The organism is Nocardia sp. JCM 34519.1 (genome assembly GCF_020361265.1).
In the GTDB taxonomy this organism is placed as follows: domain Bacteria; phylum Actinomycetota; class Actinomycetes; order Mycobacteriales; family Mycobacteriaceae; genus Nocardia; species Nocardia arthritidis_A.
In genome coordinates this window covers 1-22,782 of sequence record NZ_JAIRBR010000008.1, presented here as the reverse complement: position 1 = coordinate 22,782, position 22,782 = coordinate 1, and the positions used below count along the sequence as shown (strand labels likewise).

Below are 22,782 nucleotides of genomic sequence, written 5' to 3'. Positions count from 1 at the left end.
CGACGGTCGGTTCCTGCCGGTCGGTGCGGCATGTATCGCCGACGATACGGCGGGTTCGACCGGTACGGCGCGACAGTGAGACCGATGTTCAACGGGCCGTGAACAATTCGTAGTCGCCGATGTCACGACACCGCGTTCGCGGCCGACGCCATGGCCTGCGGGCTTGCGCGTGCGAGCGTTTCCGAGCCGGTGAGACTGCCGCGTTGCTGGCGGCAGCTACTGAAAACAAAACCCTTGTGCGCGAGGGGGCTTGAACCCACACGTCTGGTCACCGACGATACCGAGAGGTGCTTAGGGGTCCTCTAGTCATACGTTAGCCATCGGATAACTGCCAAATCTCTTGTTCTGCAAGGCGTTCGGGGTTCATCGTGAAAAGTGTTGAAAGTCAGTGGTACTGACCATTGCTAGCTCGAAATTCGGTGGCACGGACGAGGTTTTGCCTACAGATAGCGCCGTCGCCATCGGCACCTCGTGCATGGATACTTCGTATCGACGAGGGGGACTTCGACACGAAAAGGAGGTTCATGAGCCTAGGGCTCATGTTCACGCGCACTGGATTCTGCGGCGGGAGAGGGTGGGACTGTCGGCTTGTTGTTCATCCGGTCGCTGGGGTTGTCCATAGTGCGCTGATCGGTATGCAGGACACGCCGTCGCCGAAGGGGAGTTGTTGGTCGCCGCAGTAGAGGACGAAGCCGGCGTGGAATCGGTCGCCGAGGCGGTTTTGCAGGATGCGGAGGGCGCGGAAGTCGTCGGCGCGGATGGTTTCGGAGGCTTTCACTTCGATGGCTATCACTCGGCCGGCGTTGTCCTCGAGTATCGCGTCGACCTCGTAGCCGTCGCGGTCGCGGTAGTGGTGAAGTCGGGCCATGGTCTGGCTCCAGGTGAGTTGGCGGGTGAGTTCGCCGAGTACGAAGGTTTCGATGAGGCCGCCTGTCGTAGCGTCATTGGTGATTCCGGTGACGAGATGGGCGGCTAGACCCGAGTCGTTGAAGACCAGTTTCGGTGTGGCGATTGCCCGCCTGGTTGCGTTGGCTGACCATGCGGGGATCAAGCGGATCAAATAGATGACCTCGAGCAAGCCGACGTATTCACGGACTGTGGTGGCGGGGATGCCCAGGTCCGATGACAGTCGGCTGTAGTTGAGCAGGCCGCCGCTCTGCGCGGCCAGGGTCGCGATGAGGCGGCGCATGTCTGAGCTGCGGTGAATGTCGGCGACCTGGTGGATGTCGCGACTCATGATGTCGTCGAGGTAGGACTTGAAGAATTGGGCGCGGCGGCGGGGCGCGGCCCGGTGGATGGCTTCGGGGTATCCGCCGCGGGCGGCGATGGCCAGGTAGTCCTTGCGCCGCAAGTCAGACGGTGCGGTTCGCAGTTGGTGGCCTTCGGCGAATGCCGCGTCGGTGAAACCGTCCGGTGCACCGAGGATTTCGCCCTGGGAGAGCGGAAAAAGCTCAATGGTTTCGGAGCGTCCGGGCAGCGCGTCCGGGAGTTCGCTGAGGCTGAGCAGTCGTGCGGAACCGGTCAGGAGGAATCGTCCGGGGCGAGGGTCGCGATCGACGGTGTTCTTGATGGCCAGCCACAAGTCGGGAACTCGTTGAACCTCGTCGATCAGCATCGTTCCTGGTGTGTCGAGAAAAGCAACCGGATCCGCGGCGGCGGAAGCTCTGGTACGAGGGTCATCGAGATACCGCTTCACCGTGTTCGGGTGGGTGGCCGTGGATCTGCCGATAGTTCTGCCGCGAATCTGCCGACATATGCGCCGTGGATCTGCCGATCAATCAGCCGTGGATCTGCCGATGGATTCGGTGCGAGTCCGCCGATATCTATGTGTGGATTGCCGATCTACGTTACGGCTTGTTTCGGCGACGACATGCCCATGGAATGTCATGCGATCCTGCGACCTTCCTCGGGGTGCGGACTTCTGATCGTCAGGCGGAGCGGGTCCATGGATATGGGGAGCTTATTAGAGTCCAGCTCCCCTCCGCAGGCCGCCCGAGTTGATCGCCGAGGCTATTGGGATTCAGTTGAGGTGTCGTGCTCGATTCGGAGGTTCCTACTCGAAGTAATCTTCGTCGACCTCGACGACAGTAAACAGTGCTCGCTGCTGAACGCCGATGCCGTACTTGATCATCAGCGAGGCCAGGCGCGGACCGTCGATCAGGATAACTCTGGTGTTGATGTTGTTCGCGTAGTCGCGGGCTCCTTGGGAGAAGGTGCTGGTGGTGATGAACACCGCCCGGGAGGCGCCAACACCGTGCAAAGCGCCGACGAACACTTGGACCGCCGGTCGCTGCACGATGTTGTCTTGCCCGTATCGTTTCGCTTGCACATAGATTCGATCGAGCCCGAGCGGGTCTTGGTCGATAACTCCGTCGAAGCCACCGTCGCCGGAGCCGCCGATCCGGGTTGCACGCTGTTCGGTGCCGCCGTAGCCCATCGCGATCAAGACATCGAGCACTGACTGCTCCAGGAAGTCTGGGTGTTGTTCACGCAATCGTTTCAGTAGGTCGGCGGCTACATCGCTGTGCAGGCGGGCAACGCCTGCTTCGATCTGCTCGAGTGGATCGCTCAGAGTCGCTGGATCAGCGGAATTGACAAGTGCGCTGGCGGAAGCCTTCGCAGGCACATAGTCCTGATATGCGGGCACGCTCCGCAGTATCTTCTCGTCCAGTCCGCCGGGATATGCGGCGAGGATCGCGCGGCCCGCATCAGTAATGGTGAACGTCGCTCGCGCGGGTTTGGATACCAGCTCGGCACGATTCAGTGCGCTGAGCGCCCATCCGACACGATTGTCAGCTCGGTGTTGCCCCGACGGGAGGACCTCGGCTCGCTGCTCCGTCGTCAGTTCGAGGTGAGCGAAGACCGCCTCGTGGAGATCTCGTTTCTTCCACACTTTGCCGTCGTTCAGCACCTCCAGCACAGGGGTGAGGAATCCATACCAAACGGGCATGCCCGAAACTGGTTCGGTCACAACACCTCCCGCGTATCTTCGGTCGACTCGTTCGAAGACCGTCGAGACGGCAAGATTCGACGGACACATAAAGTGGTGAGACCGTATACGATCCGGCTGGCTCACACAGGCCTATCGAACGGGCGACTTTGCTTGGTCGACCTTTTGCCCGACCGGCTGTTGGCTCGGAGCCGCCGAGCACGCTACAGCTAGGGCATCGATGAGGTTGTCCAGGTCGCGTGGTGCTCGGTCGATCCTGGTGAACTTCAGCCCTGCGAATGGCGCTGCACACTGCACGGATTGCCAAACGTGAGCGTTTCCGAGCCGGTGAGACTGCCGCCTTGGCCGGCGCCAGCTACCGAAAATGAACCTTGTGCGCGAGGGGGCTTGAACCCTCGGCTTGGTTCACCGATGACACCGAGAGGTGTTTAAGGTCTCTCTGAACACTAGATTTGCTAGTTGATGTCTGTCAAGTGTGTTGCGGGGCTGTGGTGTTCGATGGTGTCGGTGCGGGATTGGTTGGATGAGAGGGGCAACCGCGCCGGTTGGGGTGACATTCACTGGTGTGAGGTGTGATTCGACGATGGCGGTGGTGACAGGGTGATTCGTTGCGGGTTGGGTTGCTGTTGTGCTGCCGGGGTGGGTTTGTGGTGGTTCGGTCCGATGCCGCGGCGCGGGGTTGGACCGAATCTGTTGGGTGTCAGGCTATCTGGTGAATGGTGGGGTGTGTGGTGGATGAGGGGGTGGGCGATTTCGTAGAGGCTGGCTTCGGTGTAGATGGTGGTGGAGTCGTTTTTGGTGCGGTGGCCGCCGTAGGTGTGGGCGGTGGCGTAGGGGTCGATGACGCGTCTTCGTTGACGTGTCTCGACCCTAACCAACAGAAGTTGATGCCAATCAATATAGTATGATTAATTGATGATCATCAACTTATGATGACCTGCGGTGCACAGGTTTCACGCCGTGCCAGTGAGGTGATCGAGCGAGCCATGTAAGCGCCCGCGCTGGATGGGCACGCACGATTCGGGGAATTCCTGGACGATGTCGACACCGAGGATCGACAGTCGGTCGAGGAAGCGGGGCAGGTGCCGCATCGCGCCGGTGGGTAGGTCATGCAGGACGATCAGACTCCATGAGCGCGAGGCGATATCGGTAAGGCACCGCTCGACCCAGTCGTCGGGACGGTCCCAGTCGTGCGGAACGCAATTCCACAGCACGCAGGTGTAACGGTGTCGGCACAGGTAGTCCACGGCACCCGGTGAGAACAATCTCCGGTCGAGCACGCCGCCCCTGCCGTAGGGGCGAAACAGCTTGTCCGGGTGGGCAAGTCGACCGATGACGTCCTGAGCCGTGCCGATCTCACGGGTCGGCAAATCCGCGGTCGCGGCGTAGTCGCCGAACTGAATCGAGTGGGTCATGGTGTGATTGCCGATCCAATGTCCCTCGGCCACAGCACGTTCGGCGATCTCGCGGGCCCCCGGTCGGGCGAGCTCGGCGCCGATGGCGAAGAACGTCGCCTGGATTCCACGGTCGCCGAGCACGTCGAGCACAGTCGGGGTAGCCGGACTCGGTCCGTTGTCGAAACTGAGCGTCACCTTCATGGTGCGTGCTCTTCGCGGGTCAGGCACCGCGGGCACGCAGCCCGGCCACGAGCAGGTCGGCGACGAACTCGGCCTGCTGGCGGACCGCGTCGGGATCGAGTGGATCGAGCGGATTCAGCCGCTTGGCGAGGGGAACCAGGCTGAACGGCGCGGTCGCGCCGTGTGCGACAAGGAAATGCAGGGTGCGGATATCGGATTCGGCCAGCACCCCGCGATCGACAAGCACCTTCAGCGGTGCCGTGATGCGAGCGTGCAGTGGTCCGACGTGCGCATCGAACAGGTAGGTCAGACGCGGCCCTTCCGTGGCGCCTTCGACGGTGACCAGTCGCAGGATCTGCGGGTGCGTGGAATGTAGCCGCAGGAACCGCACGATCGTCTGATGGGCGGCTTCCAGCGGGTCCGCGGACATTGGATCCGAGGCCATATGGTCGGCGATCTGGCCGAAGGCCCAATCGACCGTGGCGTACCACAACCCTTCCTTGGACCCGAACCGCTGATGGATGAGGTTGTGACTCACCCCGAGCTCACGATTGAGCGCCGCCACCGACGTGCCGTCGAAACCGCACTCGGCGAACACATTCAACGCCGCCGACAAGATCTGGTTCAGCGATGCCGGTGACAACTCTGTCGGTGGCCGTCCCATGCGCGTCTTCGTCGTCATGGGCCCAGCCTAGAACAATATGTTGACGATCATCAACTTCTATGCTTTATTGATTGTCATCAACTTTTATCACGCAGGACACAAGGAGGTGGCCTGATGCGCAGAGAAGAACACATCGTCGGCGACACATTCACCTATCGATTCGCCGATCCCGCCGCCGATCACGTGCTGCTCGTACAGCACGGCATCGGTGGTCACGGCGGCATCTACGACACATTCGCCGCCCACTACGCCGACCTCGGAGCCGAGGTCTGGTGCATGGACGCCCCCGGGCACGGCCGCTCGTGCGTGGGTCGGCGCGCCGGGCAGTTCACCTTGGAAGAGTGGATCGAGGCAGCACTGCGACTGACCGATCACATCCGCACCACCACCGGGCTGCCGGTGTTCATCAAGGGATCCTCACTCGGCGCGTCCGCCGCGTACGGCGCCTACGCCGCGTCGGAGGCGTTCGCGGGCGCGATCCTGATGGGCTTCGCGATTCCGTCCTCGCCGTTGATCCCCGCCGACAATCCTTTCCGGACAACGACATTCGAACAGATGATCGCCAAATTCGGACCGGCGCTGCGTTTCGACATCGAGCAGTCCATCGATTTCGACACCGATTACGGCTTCCCTGGCGCGGGCCGGCAGAAACATCAGGATCCGCTCAACACATGGACCTACGACCTGTCATCGTGGGCCTCGATCGCGCGCTACGACCCCGCGGTGCCGTTGTCGGCCAACACCAAGCCGATCCTGTTCGCCGTCGGCGAGAAGGACCCGATCTTCACCCCGGCCATGGCACAGACCGTCGTCGACGCCACCGGGGGTCCGGTCGATTTCCACATTCATCCGGGCGGTGTGCATCAGCTGATGCTGTTCCACACCGCCGACTACGCCCAAGTCGTGCGCACCTGGTGCCACAAACAACTGCTCGTCCCGACCACCGCTGAAAGAAGTGACCATCATGACCGTCACCCATCCCGTCGGCGTGAACCACCTGGCGATCGCCACCCGTGACATCAAAGCCCAGATCGCGTTCTTCACCGACGTCCTCGGTATGCCCCTCAAAGCGCTGTACCGCATGCATGGCGCCCAAGGCGCCTGGCACGGATTCGTCGAGCTCAACCCCACGTCCTACATCGCTTTCGTCTTCCACCCCGCCAACCCCGAAACCCGCGAACTCGGCGTCACCCACGCCGCCGAACCGACCGGACCGGTCGCTCCCGGCGCCATGCAGCATGTCGCACTGCACGTGCGGGACCTCGACGAACTGCTGAGCTTGCGTGACCGTATCCGCAGCCGCGGCATCATCGTCCTGGGCCCGATCGACCACGGGTTCTGTCGCTCGATCTATTTCGCGGGCCCGGAAGGGTTGTTGGTCGAACTTACCTCCGGCGACGCCATCGACGACCGCGCCTGGATCGATCCCGAAGTCGTGGAGATCAACGGCATCACCGCAGAAGAGCTCGAAACCTATAAACACCCCGCGCCCTTCACCCGGCCCGCCGAACCGGTTCCCCAGCCGACCTACGACCCGACCAAGCCGAACATGGCCTACCCGGATGATGTCTACCGGATGATGATCTCCCTGTCCGACGACATGGTGTGGCAGATGGCCAGCGAGCCCGATCCGCCGGTCCGGCTCGACTAGCCACGCAACCGATCAGGGCCACGCACCCAACCGATCCAGCGGTGCGTGGCCCGGCCCACCCGACAGGAGGCCCATCCCCGATGAAGCTCGCCAATCTCGACGGCCGCGCCACCATCGTCACCGACACCGGAATCATCGACCTCGCCGACGCCTCCGACGGCGTCCTGCCCAGCGACCCCGATCGAGCCATCGCTCAACTACGACAGATCCTTACCTGGTACCGCGGCCAGCGCCCGCACGCCGATCGCCGCCTCACCAGCGCTGATCTACTCGCCGATCTATCGCGGCTCGGCCCGCCGGTACCGGCTCCACGACAGATCTTCGCCGTCGGACTCAACTACGCCGACCACAGCGCCGAAACCGGTCTCACCATGCCCGAGGAACCACTGGTGTTCACCAAATTCGCCTCCGCGATCACCGGCCCCGGCAACGTGATCCCACTGCCCACCGCCACCTGTGACTGGGAAGTCGAACTCGTCGCCGTGATCGGCACCGCGGGACGCGACATCCACGCCGACCACGCCCTGGACCATATCGCCGGATTCTGCATCGGCCAGGACATCTCCGAACGCCGATCCCAAATGTCCGGCACCCCACCACAATTCAGCCTCGCCAAGAGCCACGCCGGATTCGCGCCCATCGGCCCGTGGCTGACCACACTCGACGAACTCGAAAATCCCGACGACCTCGCGATCGAAGCCACCATAGATGGCGAAATCGTGCAATCGGCCCGAACCGAACAGATGCTGTTCGACGTCACCGCACTGGTCATCCACCTATCGAGCATCTGTGAACTTTTCCCCGGAGATCTGATCTTCACCGGCACCCCGGCAGGCGTGGGCTACTCCCGCACCCCCGCTCGATTCCTCAACCCGGGCGACATCCTGCGCTCGGCGATCGAGGGCCTCGGCGAACTCCGCAACCCCTGCGAAACCGCGTAGGCGTCGTCGGCTGCTTGGATCTCCTCCTCGGTGAGCCGTCGTTGAGGAGGAGCCGTACGGGTTGTTACGGGTGCGCCGCGGAATTTGTCGAGCTGGTTGCGGATTCGGGGTCGACTGTATGGAGTGCATGACGTGGTTCATCGGCTCGCGAGAAATTCGTTCCATCCGGCCGCGATTTCTTCCATGATTTGTTCTGTCGGATCGGTTTCTTCGATCAGTCCGTCGTCGTAGAGCTGGATGGCCTTGTCGTAGTCGGCCCAGTAGATCCGGCCACGGCCTGGCTCGGTCAATCGGATCGCGACTCCGCCGCCCGCGCCGTCGCCGATGACCACATATTCCTTCGGTACCGATACCGCGAAGCCGCGGCCGTAGTTTCGGGCCAGCTCGGTCGGGGACAAGAACTCCTCCAGCACGCCCTCGCCGCCGGGGGCAGGCATCTCCAGTGTCGAGGTGTAACCGCCGCCGTTCGCTGTCAGCCACGCCCGGTAGGGCTCGGGAAGCGTAGTGTCCAGCATTGCCTCGGCGTCGGCGACGACCGATTCACCGACAGCGCCTTTGGGCTGTATCGCGATCATTTGCCCCCTCCATTCTTGTAGGTTGCCTATCTGTGGTGTGGCGGCGGCGATCGAGGCAGGCGATCAACGTACTTGCCCGAGGGATGCGCCGGCATCCCTCGACGGCGCGTGATCTGCTCGAGCGCTGTGGCGCAGTACACCCTGTGCCGCGTCGTCGCAGCGGGCTTCGACTGAGTCTGGCTGAACGCGAGGAGCTCTCACGCGGATTGGCCGCCGTGGATGCCGCGTGGGATAGTCCGGGCCTGGGGCGGGTGCGAGACACGGCTTGCCGGTGCACGCGCTATCGTCCGCTTCGAGATGCCTGATGGCTACGTAAATCGGTGCGCGAGAGGGGATTTGAACCCCTACGTCCGAAGACACTGGAACCTGAATCCAGCGCGTCCGCCTGTTTCGCCACTCGCACGTGCGCGAGGTGCTAGCCGGGCGACCCGATAGCGACGGTTCACCTGTCGTGGCGTCGACGCCAGGGCCCGACCTCGATTGTGCGCGAGGGGGGACTTGAACCCCCACGTCCGTGGACACCAGAACCTAAATCTGGCGCGTCTGCCAATTTCGCCACTCGCGCTTGATGGTACGACCGTCCAAACTCTACCGGGGTTGACCGGGGAAGCGAAGCTTGGGGCCGGGGTGTCGTACTCATGAGTAACCCTACCAGGGATTATAACAATCTGGTAACTGTCAACATGAGGGGCGCTCATGTTTCATACGCGTTGGTAACCGAGTGGACCAGCGGGTTCAAACATGAGGAGGGGTCATGTTTCTACCGATTCTGGTACGGAAGTACCTGAATACGTGTGAGTAGTGGGCGTGGCTGGGGGCAAACGTGAGGATTTCCTCATGATTTTGTGCCATCCTCGCCCGTACCAAGCCGATTGGCGCAGGAGCGGTCGTGCCCGGGAGGGAGCGGCGTGTCCCCGCAGGCGTGTCGCAACGAGAAGGAAGTCGAAGCGTCTTGACTATCAACGAGAGCACCGAGACCGGTACGGAACAGGCGAAGGTAGTTGGGGCACAGCGCGGTGCGAACGGTACTAATGGGGCGGTCCGGGCGCCGCTCGTCGATCGTTTACTGACCGGGACGCCGTATGCGCTGGCATTCGGCGGCCAGGGAGCCCAGTGGCTGGGCGAGCTGGAGGAGATCGGGCGCGACAGCGCGCTGGAGCCGGAGTTGACCGCGCTGGTCAACGAGGCGGCCGCGCTGCTGGAACCCGTTGCGGCGCAACTGCTGGTCGTGCGTCCCGTCGGCTTCGATCCGATCGGCTGGATGCTCGAGGACGAACTGGTCGACGCCGACCAGGGCGAGACCTCGGCCGCGCCGTCGGCGGCGGAACTGCGCGCGGCGGCCGTCTCCATGCCCGGCGTGCTGCTGACCCAGATCGCGGCGCTGCGGGCGCTGCGGCTGCAGGGCCTCGACCCGGCCGCGCACGCGCCGGTCGCCGTCATCGGCCATTCGCAGGGACGTCTCGCCGCGACGGCGATCGAGACCGGTGGCCGTCGCGACGCCGAACTGCTCGCCATCGCCCAATTGATCGGCGCCGCAGGCAGTTTGATCGCGCGCAGGCGCGGGCTGATGCCGGTGGGCGAGGCCGCGCCGATGGTCGCGGTGTCGAATGTGGATCCGGAGCGGCTGCGCGCGGTGGTCGCCGAGGTGTCCGAGGGTGTCGATCCCGCTGCGGCGGCGGTGGTCTCGATCCGCAACGGCCGCAGGCGGGCCGTATTGTCCGGCACCCCGGCACAATTGGCCCGGGTGCGGCAGCACTGCGCCCGGATCCACGAGGCGGAGAGCCGGGAGCGGGACGGAAAGACCCGCGGCGGTGCGGTTTTCGCGCCCGTCTTCGAGGACGTGGCCGTCGATGTCGCCTTCCATCACCCGGCGCTCGCCGAAACCGTCGACCTGGTCCGCGGCTGGGCCGCGCAGTGCGGTATCGACGCCGAGCTGGCCGGTGGGCTCACCCGGGAGATCCTGGTGGACCCGATCGACTGGGTCGAGGTGGTCGACGGTGCGGTTGTCGCTGGCGCGCAATGGATTCTGGACCTCGGGCCGGGCGATCTGCTCACCCGCCTCACCGTCGGCTCGCTGAAGGGCTCCGGGGTCGGCATCGTCGCCGCCGCCACCCGCGCCGGCCAGCGCAGCCTGCTCACCCCGGGCGCCGCGCCCGAGGTGGCCAAGCCGTGGTCGGCCTTCGCGCCGCGCCCGGTGCGCCTGCCGAACGGGCGGATCGTGGTGGAGACCGCGTTCACCCGGCTGACCGGACGCTCGCCGGTGCTGCTCGCCGGTATGACCCCCACCACCGTCGACGCGAAAATCGTTGCCGCGGCGGCGAATGCGGGCCACTGGGCCGAGCTCGCCGGCGGCGGCCAGGTGACCGAGCAGATCTTCGCCGACCGGGTGGCCGAGCTGAAGACGCTGCTGCGGCCCGGCCGCACTGTGCAGTTCAACTCGCTGTTCCTCGACCCGTACCTGTGGAAGCTGCAGCTGGGCGGTAAGCGCCTGGTGCAGCGGGCCCGTCAGGCGGGCGCCCCGTTCGACGGCGTCATCGTCACGGCCGGCATCCCGGAGCTCGACGAGGCCGTCGCGCTCATCCGGGAGCTGACCGAAATCGGTTTCTCCCATGTGGCTTTCAAGCCGGGCACGGTGGCGCAGATCCGCGCCGTGCTGCGCATCGCCGACGAGGTCCCGGACTGCCCGGTGATCATGCACATCGAGGGCGGCAGGGCCGGCGGCCACCACTCCTGGGAAGACCTGGACGACCTGCTGCTGGAGACCTACGCGGAACTGCGCTCCCGCGAGAACGTCGTCGTCTGTGTCGGCGGCGGCATCGGAACCCCTGAGCGCGCAACGGAATACCTCACCGGCGAGTGGGCGGCCGCGCACGGCTACCCGGCGATGCCGCTGGACGGCGTGCTGGTCGGCACCGCGGCCATGGCGACGCTGGAGGCCACCACCGCACCCGAGGTGAAGCAGTTGCTGGTGGACACCCCCGGCACCCCGCACTGGGTCGGCGCGGGCACCGCCTCGGGTGGAATGGCTTCCGGCCGTAGCCAATTGGGCGCCGACATCCACGAGATCGACAACGCCGCCTCGCGCACCGGCCGCCTGCTGGACGAGGTGGCCGGTGACGCCGCCGCCGTCGCGAAGCGCCGCGACGAGATCATCGCGGCCCTGAACGCAACGGCCAAGCCGTATTTCGGCGATGTGGCCACGATGACCTATCTGGAGTGGCTGGAGCGCTACGTCGAACTCGCCGTCGGCCTGGATCGCCGCAAGGATTTCGACTGCGGCAGCGACCTGGGTGAGGCGTTCCTCGACGCCACCCGCTCGGTCTGGCTGGACATCACCTGGCGCGACCGCTTCGCGGAAATGATGCGGCGCACCGAATCCCGGATCAACCCGGCCGACCGCGGGGAAATCCCAACGCTTTTCGGCACCGACGACGAATTCGAGAATCCGGTCGCCGCGCTGTGCGCATTGCGCGAACGGTACCCGTCGATCGCGAATACGCTGCTGCACCCGGCGGATGTGCCGTTCTTCGTCGCGCTGTGCAAGACGCCGGGCAAGCCGGTGAATTTCGTTCCGGTGGTGGACGGTGACGTGCGCCGCTGGTGGCGTTCGGATTCGCTGTGGCAGGCGCACGATCCGCGCTACTCCGCCGATCAGGTGTGCGTCATCCCCGGCACGGTGGCCGTCGCGGGCATCACCCGGGTGGACGAGCCGGTCGGCGAGCTGCTCGACCGTTTCGAACAGGACACCGCCTACTCGCTGGTGCGCGCGGGCGTCGTACCCGTCGCGGTCGACGCGCGCCGGGTCGCCGGCGTCACCGCGGGCCCGATCGATACGGTGCTGGCCGCGCCGGACGTACAGTGGGCGGGCCGCACCACCATCAACCCGGTGCACCGGCTCGGCGATCTGGACGAGTGGACCGTCGACGGCAAGGGCGCCGTGCATCCGCGTACCGGCGCCACGCTGGTGGAGACCACTGGACCCGAGGACGAGAGCGCCTACGTCGAACTCACCGTTCCGCTGCTCGGCCGCGACGCGGTGCGGATCAGGATCACCGTTCCGGTCTCGACCTACAACGGTGGCGCCCCGGTGATCACCGCCGCCGATGCCGATGCCGCCATGAAGGCGCTGCTGGCCGTCGCGGCCGGTAAGGAACTGCCCGAGGTGAAGGGGCGCACCGCTCACCTCAACCTGGCCTGGACCCCGGATCTGCTCGCCGACCATGCGGGCGTCACCGGCAGCGGCCTGCCCGCCAATCTGAGCACGCTGGGCCGCACCGTCCCCGACGTGCTGGTCGGCGCGTGCTGGCCCGCCGTCTTCGCGGTGCTCGGCGCGACCCGCACCGCCGATGACGAGAGCGTCATCGAGGGCATGCTCGACCTGGTCCACCTCGATCACCAGATCGATCTGGTCGGTGAATTGCCCTCGGCCACAAGCGTTCTCGCTGTCCGTGCGGAGGCGGGGGAGACGCTCGACACCGATATGGGCCGGGTGGTCGAGGTCAAGGTGAAGGTCACCGCGATGCTGGACCGGCCGGAGACCGGAATGTCCATGCCGACGGTCGCGACGCTCACCGAGCGCTTCGCCATCCGCGGCCGCAACGGGGCGGGCGTGCTCACCGATCCGCCGCGCGCCGCGGGCACGGCCGCCGCGGCCACCGACACACCGCGCCGCCGCAGGCGCGATGTGGTCGTCACCGCGCCGCGCACCATGAACGCGTTCGCCGCGGTCTCCGGCGATCACAACCCGATCCACACCAGTGATAACGCCGCCAAGCTCGCCGGGCTCGGCAGCCCGATCGTGCACGGCATGTGGCTTTCCGCCGCGGCACAGCATGCGGTTTCCGCGGTGGATCCCGAAAGCTCCGTTCCGGCAAGGACTTTGACCGCGTGGACGGCCCGCTTCCTCGGTATGGTCCGGCCTGGCGCGCAGATCGACGTCCGGGTCGAGCGGATCGCGGTCGACGCGGGCAGTGAGATCGTCGAGGTCTCCTGCCGGACCGGCGGCGACCTGGTGCTGACCGCCACCGGCCGCACCGCCGCGCCGAAGACCGTGTACGCCTTCCCTGGCCAGGGCATTCAGCGCAAGGGCATGGGCCTGGACGCGCGGAGCCGGTCCAAGGCGGCCAAGGAGATCTGGGACCGCGCCGACAAGCACACCCGCGCGGCGCTCGGCTTCTCGATCCTGGCCGTGGTGCGCGACAACCCGACCTACCTCAAGGCGCGCGGCGTCGAGCACCGGCACCCGGACGGCGTGCTGCACCTGACCCAGTTCACCCAGGTCGCGATGGCGACCCTCGGCGTCGCGCAGATCGCCGAACTGCGCGAGGCGGGTGCGTTCGTCGACGGCGCGATGCTGGCCGGCCATTCGGTCGGCGAGTACAACGCGCTGTCCGCGGTCGCCGGGGTGCTGCCGCTGGAGGCGGTGCTGGAGGTGGTGTTCCAGCGCGGTTCCGCGATGCATCAGCTGGTGCCGCGAGATGCGCAGGGGCGCAGCAACTATCGGATGGCCGCGATCCGTCCCTCGCAGATGGGGATGAGCGACGACGAGGTGGTGCCGTTCGTGCAGAGCGTCGCCGAGCGGTCCGGTGAATTCCTCGAGGTGGTCAACCTGAACCTGCGCGGCTCGCAGTACGCGATCGCGGGCACGGTGGCCGGCCTGGAGGCGCTGGAGACCGAGATCGAAAGGCGGCGTTCCGAATTCGGCGGTAAGCGGGCCTTCATCCTGGTGCCCGGCATCGACGTGCCGTTCCATTCGACGGTGCTGCGCAAGGGTGTTCCGGAATTCCGGCAGAAGCTCGAACAGCTGCTGCCCGCCGACCTGCACGCGGAAACCCTTATCGGACGCTACATTCCGAATCTGGTGCCGCGACCGTTCTCGCTGGAGCGGGAATTCGTGCAGGAGATCGCGGATTTGGTGCCGTCCGAGCCGCTGGCCGCGGTGCTGGCCGACTTCGACGGCTGGGCCGCCCGCCCGGCCGACCTGTGCCGGGTGGTGTTGATCGAACTGCTCGCCTGGCAGTTCGCCAGCCCGGTGCGCTGGATCGAGACGCAGGACCTGCTGTTCACCGATGTGGCGCACGGCGGTCTCGGCGTCGAGCGGTTCGTCGAAATCGGTTTGGGCGCAACGCCGACCGTCGCCAACCTGGCCAGCCAGACGCTGAAGCTGCCGCGATTCAGCGGCGCGACCGTCGAGGTGCTCAATATCGAGCGCGAGGCGGGCATCGTGTACTCGACCGACACCGATCCGGCGCAGGTCGACGAGCCGGTCGACGAACCCGTCGAAACCACAAGCGCCGCACCGGCTCCCGTGGCTGCGGCACCCGCGCCGGTGCAGAGCTCCGGCGGCCCGCGCCCCGACGACATCGCCTTCACCGCCGCCGACGCCACCCGCGTGCTGATCGCGCTGTGGACCAAGCTGCGGATGGATCAGATCGGCCCGGTGGACACCATCGAGGGCCTGTGCGACGGCGTTTCGTCGCGGCGTAACCAGCTGCTCGTCGACCTGGGCTCGGAGCTTTCGCTCGGTGCCATCGACGGTGCCGCCGACGCCGATATGGGCGCGCTCTCGGCCACCGTCGAACGGTTGGCCCGCACCTACAAGCCGTTCGGCTCGGTGCTGTCCGACGCCATCGGCGACCACCTGCGCAAGGTGTTCGGTCCGTCCGGCAAGCGGCCCGCCGCCATCGCCGAGCGGGTGAAGAAGGTGTGGGAACTCGGTGACGGCTGGGCCAGCCACGTCACCGCCGAGGTTTCGCTCGGCACCCGGGAGGGCGCCAGCGTGCGCGGCGGCGACCTCGGCGGACTGGTGTCCGGTGCGCTCGGCGACGGTGCCGCGGTGGATGCCGCGATCGACGCTGCCGTGCAGTCGGTGGCCGCGCGCCGCGGTATCGCGGTATCGCTGCCGAGTGCGGGCGGTGGCGGCGGCGCGACCGTCGACGCGGCCGCGCTCGGTGAGTTCACCGAGCAGATCACCGGCCGCGACGGCGTGCTCGCAACGGCGGCCAGGGTGGTGCTCGAGCAGCTCGGCCTCAGCGAGCGGGTTTCGGCGCCGGAGGCGACCGCCGATTCACTGGTGGATCTGGTTTCGGCCGAATTGGGTTCGGACTGGCCGCGTTTGGTCGCGCCGGTATTCGATGCCCGCAAGGCCGTGCTGATCGACGACCGCTGGGCGACCGCCCGCGAGGATCTCGCGCTGCTGTGGCTGGGCGAGGACGCCGAGAATGCCGAACTGCCGGTCACTGGATATCTGGGTGCGGGCGAAGCCGTTGCCGCACAGGCGAACTGGTGGCGGGACCGGGCGCGGCACGAGGCCCGCTCGGTGTTGGCGGGTGTGTACGAGCGGATCGCCGATGCCGCGCTGAGCACCGAGGAGCCCGGCCAGTGGTCCGCCGATATCGCCGTGATCACCGGCGCCAGTAAGGGTTCCATCGCGGCGGCGGTCACCGGGCGACTGCTCGCGGGCGGCGCCACCGTCGTCGTCACCACCTCCGGACTCAACGACGACCGGCTGTCCTTCTACCGAAAGCTGTACCGCGACAACGCCAGGCACGGCGCGGCCCTGTGGGTGCTGCCCGCGAATATGGCCTCCTACCAGGATGTCGACGCCGTCATCGACTGGGTCGGCAACGAGCAGGTGGACAGCGCGGGCGGGGCCAAGGTCAAGGTCAAGGACGCCATGACGCCCACCCTGCTGCTGCCGTTCGCGGCGCCGCGGGTGGCGGGCGATCTGAGCGATGCGGGCGCCCGCGCCGAAATGGAGATGCGGGTGCTGCTCTGGTCGGTGGAGCGGCTGATCGGCGGCCTGTCCAAGCTGGGTGCCGACCACGACGTCGACGCGAAACTGCATGTGGTGCTGCCGGGTTCGCCGAACCGCGGTATGTTCGGCGGTGACGGTGCCTACGGCGAGTCCAAGGCCGCCCTCGACGCCGTCGTCGCTAAGTGGCGGGCCGAGAAGTCGTGGTCGAGCCGGGTGACGCTGGTGCACGCGCTGATCGGCTGGGTGCGCGGCACCGGACTGATGGGGCACAACGATCCGATGGTCGCCGCGGTCGAAAAGGCCGGCGTGCACACCTGGTCCACCGCCGAGATGGCCGACGAACTGCTCAAGTGGTGCACCATGCGCGCGCGTCAGGTGACCATCGCCGGGCCGCAGCAGATCGACCTGACCGGCGGATTGGCAAGGGCCAAGCTGGATCTGCCCGCGTTGGCCAAGGAGGCCGCCGAGGCGGCCGATCTCGCGGTCGAGGAAATCGCGAGCGGGCCGACCATTCCCGCCCTGCCAACACCGCCGACCGCCTCCTCGGCGCTTCCGGTGCCCGAATGGGGCAGTGTCACCGCCGATCTCGCCGATATGGTGGTGATCGTCGGTGCGGCCGAACTCGGCCCGTACGGCTCCTCGCGCACCCGGTTCGAGATGGAGGTCTCCGACGAGCTCTCCGCCGCCGGCGTGCTGGAGCTGGCCTGGACCACCGGCATGGTGCGGTGGGAGAACGATCCCAAACCCGGCTGGTACGACACCGAATCCGGTGACTACGTACCGGAATCCGAACTCGCCGAGCGCTACCACGATGCGGTGGTGGCCCGGTGTGGCGTGCGCCGCTACGGCGACGACGGCGAAATGGTCGACAACACAGCGCCTTTGATGACGTCGGTGTTCCTCGACCAGGATCTGTCGTTCACCGTCGGCAGCGAGGCCGAGGCGCGCGCATTCCATCAGGCGAACCCGGAGCAGACGATCATCACCCCGGTCCCGGATTCCGGCGATTGGACGGTAACGCGCAAGGCGGGCACCGAGATTCGCGTGCCGCGCAAGGCGAAGCTGTCCCGCACGGTCGGTGGCCAGATACCCACCGGCTGGGATCCGGTGATCTGGGGTATCTCCGCCGATATGGCGAATTCCGTAGACCGCGTCGCGCTCTGGAATATCGCCTGCACGGTGGATGCGTTCATCGGCTCCGGGTTCAGCCCGTCGGAATTGATGAGCTGGGTGCATCCGAGCCTGGTCGCCAACACGCAGGGCACCGGTATGGGCGGCATGTCCTCGATGCGCTCGCTCTACATCGACAACCTGCTGGGCGAGTCGCGTGCGAACGACATTCTGCAGGAAGCACTTCCGAACGTGGCGCTGGCACATGTGGTGCAGTCCTACGTCGGCAGCTACGGCGCGATGGTGCATCCGGTCGCGGCCTGCGCGACGGCGGCGGTATCGGTCGAGGAGGGCGTGGACAAGATCCGCCTCGGCAAGGCCGATGTCGTGGTCGCGGGCGGCTACGACGATCTCGGCATCGAGGGCATCGTCGGATTCGGTGATATGTCGGCCACCGCAGATTCGGCGGTCATGAGCGCCAAGGGCATCAGCGACCGCTACTTCTCCAGGGCCAACGACCGGCGGCGCGGCGGCTTCGTCGAATCACAGGGCGGCGGAACGATTCTGCTCGCCCGCGGCGATATCGCGCTGGAGATGGGGCTGCCGGTGCTCGGCGTCGTCGCCTTCGCCCAGTCCTTCGCCGACGGCGTGCACACCTCGATTCCGGCGCCCGGCCTCGGTGCGCTCGGCGCGGGTCGCGGTGGGCGCGAATCCCGGCTCGCCGCCGAACTGCGCAAGCTCGGCGTCGGCCCGGACGATATCGCGGTGATCTCCAAGCACGACACCTCCACCGCCGCAAACGATCCCAACGAATCGGAGCTGCACGAGCGGTTGGCCGAGGCGCTGGGCCGCACCGACGGCAACCCGCTGTTCGTGGTGTCGCAGAAGAGCCTGACCGGTCACGCCAAGGGCGGTGCGGCCGCCTTCCAACTGATCGGGCTGTGCCAGGTGCTGGAAAACGGTGTGGTGCCGCCGAATCGGAGCCTCGACTGCGTCGACGACAAGATGCAGGCCTACTCGCATCTGGTGTGGCCGCGGCAGCCGCTGCGGTTCGGTGAGCGGTTCGCGCTGAAGGCCGGCCTGGTCACCTCGCTCGGCTTCGGACATGTGTCGGGTCTGCTCGCGGTGGTGCATCCGCAGGCGTTCGTCCAGGCGATCGAGCCGGGACGGCGCGAGGAGTACCAGCGCCGGGCCGAGGAGCGCGTGCTGCGGGGACGGCAGCGGTTCGCCGAGGCGATGTGCGGCGGCGCCCCGCTGTACGAGCGTCCCGCGGATCGCCGACTGGGCCCGGATGGCACGCCCGCCAAGCAGATTCGGCAGTTGGAGGCCGATGTGCTGCTGTCGCCGGAGGCCCGTTTGGCCGCCGACGGCCGGTACCGGGCCGACGGGTTCGGATGCAACACCGGGCAGGGTAGTGACACGGCCGCGCGGGCCAGGTCGTAGGCTGCGCGTCTGTGACGATCCTCGGTATCGGTTTGGACTTGGTGACCATCTCCGAGTTCGCCGAACAACTGCAGCGCGCCGGAACCACCATGCTCCGGGAGAGTTTCACCGCCGGTGAACGCCGGTACTGCCAGAGCAAGGGGACCGATCCGGCGCGCAGCTACGCGGCGCGGTGGGCGGCGAAGGAGGCGGTGCTCAAGGCTTGGGCATCGTCTCGGTTCGCCCGCAGTCCGCAGATCGGCGACAATCCGTATCCGCTCATCGAAGTTGTCAACGACGCATGGGGCAGGCCGAGCATCAAACTGCACGGCCTCGCCGCCGAATTCCTGCCTCGCGCAAGGGTTCACCTGTCGCTGACGCACGACGGCGACACGGCCGCTGCGATGGTGGTCCTGGAGGATCCGGGCGAACTGGCCGACTTGATAGCCGGACGCGAACCGAATAAGTAACTCGCGCTTCAAGCTTTACCGCTGGAGCGCGACTCCTTCTCCGCCACAAGCAGATACGCGACCATGAGCCGCTTCAGCTCGGCCACCGCGTCGGCGTGGCTCTGTTCGTCCTGCACCGAGAAGTTCAGCATCGAATAGACCACGTGCACCAGCACCTCGGCCATCATGGTGCGCCGGACCCGCGGGGTGCGCGGGGTGAGTGGCCGCAGCATCTGCGACACCACCTCGGCGAATTCCTTCTCGTGTATCGCGCCGGTGGCCCTGGTGGACGGGGTGGACTGCATGGCGAGCCACACCTCGCGCCGGGACGGGTCGGTGACCCAGAGGTTGGCCAGATGGTCGACGAACTGGTTCATATGCCGCAGCCAGTCCAGCGACGGGATCTCGCCGTGGAAATCGGCCAGCTCCTGTGAAACCGCCACCAGGTCTTGCCGATTCAACTCGCAGACGATCACATATTTGTTGGCGAAGAACTGATACAGCGTGCCGATCGGCACCTCGGCCCGCGCCGCCACCTCTTCACAGGTGAACGACTCGAAGCCGACCTCGACCAGCAATTCCCGCGACGCCTGCAGCAGCGCGTCGAACTTGCGTTTGGAACGTTCCTGCGTCGGCCTGCGGCGCGGCATGAGCTCCTGTGGGTCGTCCTGGAGCTCCAACGCAGGGTCGAGCCGCTGCTTCGACCTGGCCTCCGCGCGTACTTCCACGCATCAAGGCTAGCGGTATGGACACGCAGGCGACACGCGCACGGCATCTGCGTGTCCGGGCTTGTCGGATCCGCCAACCCATCCGTGTCGTTTTCGGCACCGAACACATAACCGAATCCGTGTCCATAGTGACGCGCGTTTCGAGCAGGGGAATCCAAGGTGGCTCATGGGTTTCGCGCTCGTGAGCTCGGCCCAAGGGAGGCGTGGATCAGTGGTAGCACGAGCTGTGGTGACTCTCGGTGTTTCCACCGAACGCGGCGCCGTTCACGCGGTAGCGCTCGCCGAATCCGGCGAGAAGCTACCCGAGCGGGTGCTGTTTCATTTGGTGGAGAAAACGCCCGGCGACAGTAAGGCGGAATTGGCCGCCGCGGTCGAGACGGCGATGGATGAACTAGCCGCGCGGATCGGGCCGGACCGGGAGATCGGGGGCGCCGCGGTCGCCTACCGTGATGCCGCCGAGCGCCGTGCGATCGTCACCCGATTGGCGACGGGGCGGTGGCATACCGCCTCACTGGTGTCGGCGAAATCCGCACACCTGCATGTCGCCGGGGTGATGACGTGGCTGGACGAATTCGATGATCTGTTGATCTGTGAGGTGGTTCCGGGTTATCAGGCGTTCACCCTGATCGATCGGGGTAGACGCAGAGTGCTGGCCGCGATCGGCCAGGCGGGCGGTGCGACGGCGGAGGCCATGGGTTCGGCGGTCACCGCGGCATGGGATCAGTTCGAGGCGGCGGCGGTCCGCCCCGATGCGGTGGTGTTGATCGGTTCGGCCGCGGAGGAGCCCGAGGTGCTCGCCGCGGTGGACCGTTTCGGTGCGCCGGTGATTCCGTGCAAGATCGCGGATTTCGCGCCCGCGGTCGGCGCCGCCCTGGCGGCGCTCGCCGAGCTGGAGGAGCCCGGCGGCGAGTTGGTGGAGCGGGTGCATCGCGGCAGGGGCGCTGCGGCGTTGTTCGCGGCGGCCAGTGTGCTCGCGGGTGGTCTGGTTGTGGGCGGCGTCTATGTTGCGGGCAGTTCGTCGCGCTCGATTCCGGGGGTCGTCGCCGATGCCAGAACCACCTCCGACGCGCATTCGGTCGGCGGCGAGCCGGTGGCAACCGGTCCCGGCCCGGTCGAGGTGCCGCTGCCGAGAAGACATGAGGTCGGGCATCCGACGGGCGTCGCGTCCGCCGTCGTGCCCGACCCGGAACCGGCGATGGTGACGCTCGATTCGGATATTCAGCAGCCGACGCAGCACATCGTGCAGCATTGGGGCAGTCCGGCGCAGGACCGGCCGGTACCGCTGGTGCAGGCCGAGCCCGCGATGCACGGCACCGACCCGGCGACCCACGAATCCGATCACGCGGTAACTCCCGCAGTATCCGGTTCCGGGGTTCCTTCGCTCACCACGAAGGTCGGCGCCCCCGACGCCTCACTGCTCTTCCCGGGTGAATCCCCGCCACCCGCAGCCTTCACCGCCGAATCCGCGGCCTGGTGGGACAACCACTTCAGAACCATGGTGATGTGGGCAGCACAGCAAATATCGCCCTCATCGCCGGTATCGCCCGTCTGATCGAACCCGAGAGGCCCGGTGTCCTTCGAGACACCGGGCCTCTTGCGATTGTTCAGGGTGGTTCCACCGTATTCGGTAGGCAATTACGCTGCTGGCATGACGCTGCCTGCCTGGGCCACGGACCCTTCGATGCTGTTGCTGACGGAGGAACAATACGAGGCATTGCCGGAAGATGTGTGCCGGACGATCGAGGTGGTCTACGGCCAGGTTGTGTTCTTGCAAGCACCGACCCGGGAACATAGTCGAATCGGTCGGCGGTTGGCGGCGGCTGTGGAACGGGTACGCCCGGAGTCACCCTGTATCGAAGTAGACACCGAGATCGACGTGCGTTACTCGCTGAAGAACGCGTACGCGACCTCATCGGGGAAGTCGTTCACATTCCGCAGGCCGGATGTCGTGGTGTACGAGTGCCTTCCGCGTGGAACCAAGGTGCAGAGCCACCACGTGAAGCTGATGGTCGAGATCGCGAACGGCGACTCGTATGAGCGTGACGGTGTCGACAAACGAGCCGAGTACGCGAATCAGCGCATCCCGCTGTATCTGGTCGTGATCGTCGACGACAACGGTCGAATCCGCGCGATCGAGGAGTACCGGCTCGACTGGTCAGGCCGGAATTACGGACAGGCTGATACGCATTACGACGCGCTGGATGTGGAGATTGTTCCGGGTATGCGGTTGGCGGTGTCGTTCGATCAGTTGGAGAACTGACGATGAGGGACCCGGTGTCGTCACGGCACCGGGCTTCCCCGCCAGGGTTCAAACGGACAGTTCGCGGCGCAGCTTTGCTACGTGGCCTGTCGCGCGGACGTTGTATTGGGCGACTTCGATTTTGCCCTGTTCGTCGACCAGGAAGGTGGAGCGGATGACGCCGACTACGGTTTTGCCGTACATGGTTTTCTCGCCGTAGGCGCCGTATGCGGAGAGGACGGTGCGGTCCGGGTCGGACAGGAGTGGGAAGGTCAGTCGCTCGGTGTCGCGGAATTTGGCGAGTTTGGCCGGTTTGTCGGGGGAGATGCCGATGACGTCGATGCCCGCGCCCTCGAGTTCGGCGAGGCTGTCGCGGAAGTCGCAGGCCTGTTTGGTGCAGCCGGGGGTGCTGGCGGCGGGGTAGAAGTACACGATCACCTTGCGGCCGCGGTAGTCGGCCAGCGAGACGTCCTTGCCGTCGGCATCGGGCAGGGTGAAATCGGGGGCTGGGTCGCCGGGGGCGAGCCGGTGGTTGTCGGTCACGTCCTGCACGGTAATCGAACCTACCGACTCCGGGGCCGGGTACAGACCTGGCCTCGCCCGTTAGGCCCTGTGTCGAAGTCCCATCCGGCGCCTCCGTGGTCCAGCTCGCCGCCTGGCCGCGTTGTCGTCGTCGCCGATACAAACCCGGTATCGGCTCCTCCTCCGCCTTGCCAGGCG

14 protein-coding genes and 2 tRNA genes are annotated in these 22,782 nt (G+C 66.2%); 7 read left to right on the top strand and 9 right to left on the bottom strand.

The features are described from left to right. Window positions 1–595: 595 nt before the first annotated feature. The 4 genes from LGY53_RS44165 to LGY53_RS20730 form a co-directional block, all read right to left on the bottom strand. A complete protein-coding gene (locus LGY53_RS44165; RefSeq protein ID WP_225728346.1) occupies window positions 596–1,696 on the bottom strand; it encodes an ATP-binding protein in 1,101 nt (366 codons plus the stop codon). Between the two features lie 357 nt (window positions 1,697–2,053). Next, entirely contained in the window at window positions 2,054–2,971 is a 918-nt protein-coding gene (locus tag LGY53_RS20740; protein WP_225728345.1) for a restriction endonuclease, read from the bottom strand. A gap of 932 nt (window positions 2,972–3,903) precedes the next feature. Then, window positions 3,904–4,548 (bottom strand): polysaccharide deacetylase family protein, encoded by a 645-nt coding sequence (locus LGY53_RS20735; protein WP_225728344.1) that lies wholly within the window; start codon window positions 4,546–4,548, stop codon window positions 3,904–3,906. A gap of 19 nt (window positions 4,549–4,567) precedes the next feature. Next, window positions 4,568–5,209, bottom strand: a complete 642-nt coding sequence (locus tag LGY53_RS20730) for a TetR/AcrR family transcriptional regulator (RefSeq protein ID WP_225728343.1) — start codon at window positions 5,207–5,209, stop codon at window positions 4,568–4,570. A 96-nt stretch (window positions 5,210–5,305) separates the two neighbouring features. Here LGY53_RS20730 and LGY53_RS20725 point away from each other — a divergent pair, with 96 nt between their 5' ends. From LGY53_RS20725 to LGY53_RS20715, 3 genes are all read left to right on the top strand, one after another. Next, a complete protein-coding gene (locus LGY53_RS20725; protein WP_225728342.1) occupies window positions 5,306–6,208 on the top strand; it encodes an alpha/beta hydrolase in 903 nt (300 codons plus the stop codon). Further along, the gene (locus LGY53_RS20720; RefSeq protein ID WP_225728341.1) at window positions 6,156–6,842 is read left to right on the top strand and encodes a VOC family protein; all 687 of its coding nucleotides are present in this window, start codon (window positions 6,156–6,158) and stop codon (window positions 6,840–6,842) included. The genes LGY53_RS20725 and LGY53_RS20720 overlap by 53 nt, the downstream gene beginning before the upstream one ends. A gap of 80 nt (window positions 6,843–6,922) precedes the next feature. Continuing rightward, complete coding sequence (locus tag LGY53_RS20715; protein ID WP_225728340.1) at window positions 6,923–7,783, top strand: fumarylacetoacetate hydrolase family protein; 861 nt, start codon at window positions 6,923–6,925, stop codon at window positions 7,781–7,783. Window positions 7,784–7,920: 137 nt separating this feature from the next. Here LGY53_RS20715 and LGY53_RS20710 read toward each other — a convergent pair whose 3' ends face one another. The 3 genes from LGY53_RS20710 to LGY53_RS20700 form a co-directional block, all read right to left on the bottom strand. After that, window positions 7,921–8,358, bottom strand: a complete 438-nt coding sequence (locus LGY53_RS20710) for an SMI1/KNR4 family protein (RefSeq protein WP_225728339.1) — start codon at window positions 8,356–8,358, stop codon at window positions 7,921–7,923. A 321-nt stretch (window positions 8,359–8,679) separates the two neighbouring features. After that, window positions 8,680–8,761: transfer RNA gene (locus LGY53_RS20705), tRNA-Leu, on the bottom strand. Between the two features lie 80 nt (window positions 8,762–8,841). Beyond that, window positions 8,842–8,923 (bottom strand) — tRNA-Leu (locus LGY53_RS20700). Between the two features lie 387 nt (window positions 8,924–9,310). On the opposite strand from LGY53_RS20700, the gene LGY53_RS20695 reads away from it, so the two are divergent. Further along, the gene (locus LGY53_RS20695; protein WP_305082737.1) at window positions 9,311–18,667 is read left to right on the top strand and encodes a type I polyketide synthase; all 9,357 of its coding nucleotides are present in this window, start codon (window positions 9,311–9,313) and stop codon (window positions 18,665–18,667) included. Between the two features lie 11 nt (window positions 18,668–18,678). Next, complete coding sequence (locus LGY53_RS20690) at window positions 18,679–19,116, top strand: holo-ACP synthase (RefSeq protein WP_167472808.1); 438 nt, start codon at window positions 18,679–18,681, stop codon at window positions 19,114–19,116. A gap of 8 nt (window positions 19,117–19,124) precedes the next feature. Here the strand turns inward: LGY53_RS20690 and LGY53_RS20685 are convergent, their stop codons facing one another. Next, window positions 19,125–19,745 (bottom strand): TetR/AcrR family transcriptional regulator, encoded by a 621-nt coding sequence (locus tag LGY53_RS20685; protein WP_167479081.1) that lies wholly within the window; start codon window positions 19,743–19,745, stop codon window positions 19,125–19,127. 289 nt (window positions 19,746–20,034) lie between these two features. Between LGY53_RS20685 and LGY53_RS20680 the strand changes: the two genes are divergently transcribed. Together LGY53_RS20680 and LGY53_RS20675 are read left to right on the top strand one after the other, a co-directional pair. Beyond that, complete coding sequence (locus LGY53_RS20680; protein ID WP_225728338.1) at window positions 20,035–21,375, top strand: hypothetical protein; 1,341 nt, start codon at window positions 20,035–20,037, stop codon at window positions 21,373–21,375. 96 nt (window positions 21,376–21,471) lie between these two features. Next, the gene (locus tag LGY53_RS20675; RefSeq protein ID WP_225728337.1) at window positions 21,472–22,083 is read left to right on the top strand and encodes a Uma2 family endonuclease; all 612 of its coding nucleotides are present in this window, start codon (window positions 21,472–21,474) and stop codon (window positions 22,081–22,083) included. 48 nt (window positions 22,084–22,131) lie between these two features. Here the strand turns inward: LGY53_RS20675 and bcp are convergent, their stop codons facing one another. Beyond that, window positions 22,132–22,605, bottom strand: a complete 474-nt coding sequence (gene bcp / locus LGY53_RS20670; RefSeq protein WP_167472814.1) for a thioredoxin-dependent thiol peroxidase — start codon at window positions 22,603–22,605, stop codon at window positions 22,132–22,134. Window positions 22,606–22,782 lie beyond the last annotated feature (177 nt).

Bases quoted from the DNA above. Each gene is read 5' to 3' on its own strand.
- LGY53_RS20735 (WP_225728344.1), bottom strand. From the start codon at position 4,548: ATGAAGGTGACGCTCAGTTTCGACAACGGACCGAGTCCGGCTACCCCG.
- LGY53_RS20730 (WP_225728343.1), bottom strand. From the start codon at position 5,209: ATGACGACGAAGACGCGCATGGGACGGCCACCGACAGAGTTGTCACCG.
- LGY53_RS20725 (WP_225728342.1), top strand. From the start codon at position 5,306: ATGCGCAGAGAAGAACACATCGTCGGCGACACATTCACCTATCGATTC.
- LGY53_RS20720 (WP_225728341.1), top strand. From the start codon at position 6,156: ATGACCGTCACCCATCCCGTCGGCGTGAACCACCTGGCGATCGCCACC.
- LGY53_RS20715 (WP_225728340.1), top strand. From the start codon at position 6,923: ATGAAGCTCGCCAATCTCGACGGCCGCGCCACCATCGTCACCGACACC.
- LGY53_RS20710 (WP_225728339.1), bottom strand. From the start codon at position 8,358: ATGATCGCGATACAGCCCAAAGGCGCTGTCGGTGAATCGGTCGTCGCC.
- LGY53_RS20685 (WP_167479081.1), bottom strand. From the start codon at position 19,745: ATGCCGCGCCGCAGGCCGACGCAGGAACGTTCCAAACGCAAGTTCGAC.
- LGY53_RS20675 (WP_225728337.1), top strand. From the start codon at position 21,472: ATGACGCTGCCTGCCTGGGCCACGGACCCTTCGATGCTGTTGCTGACG.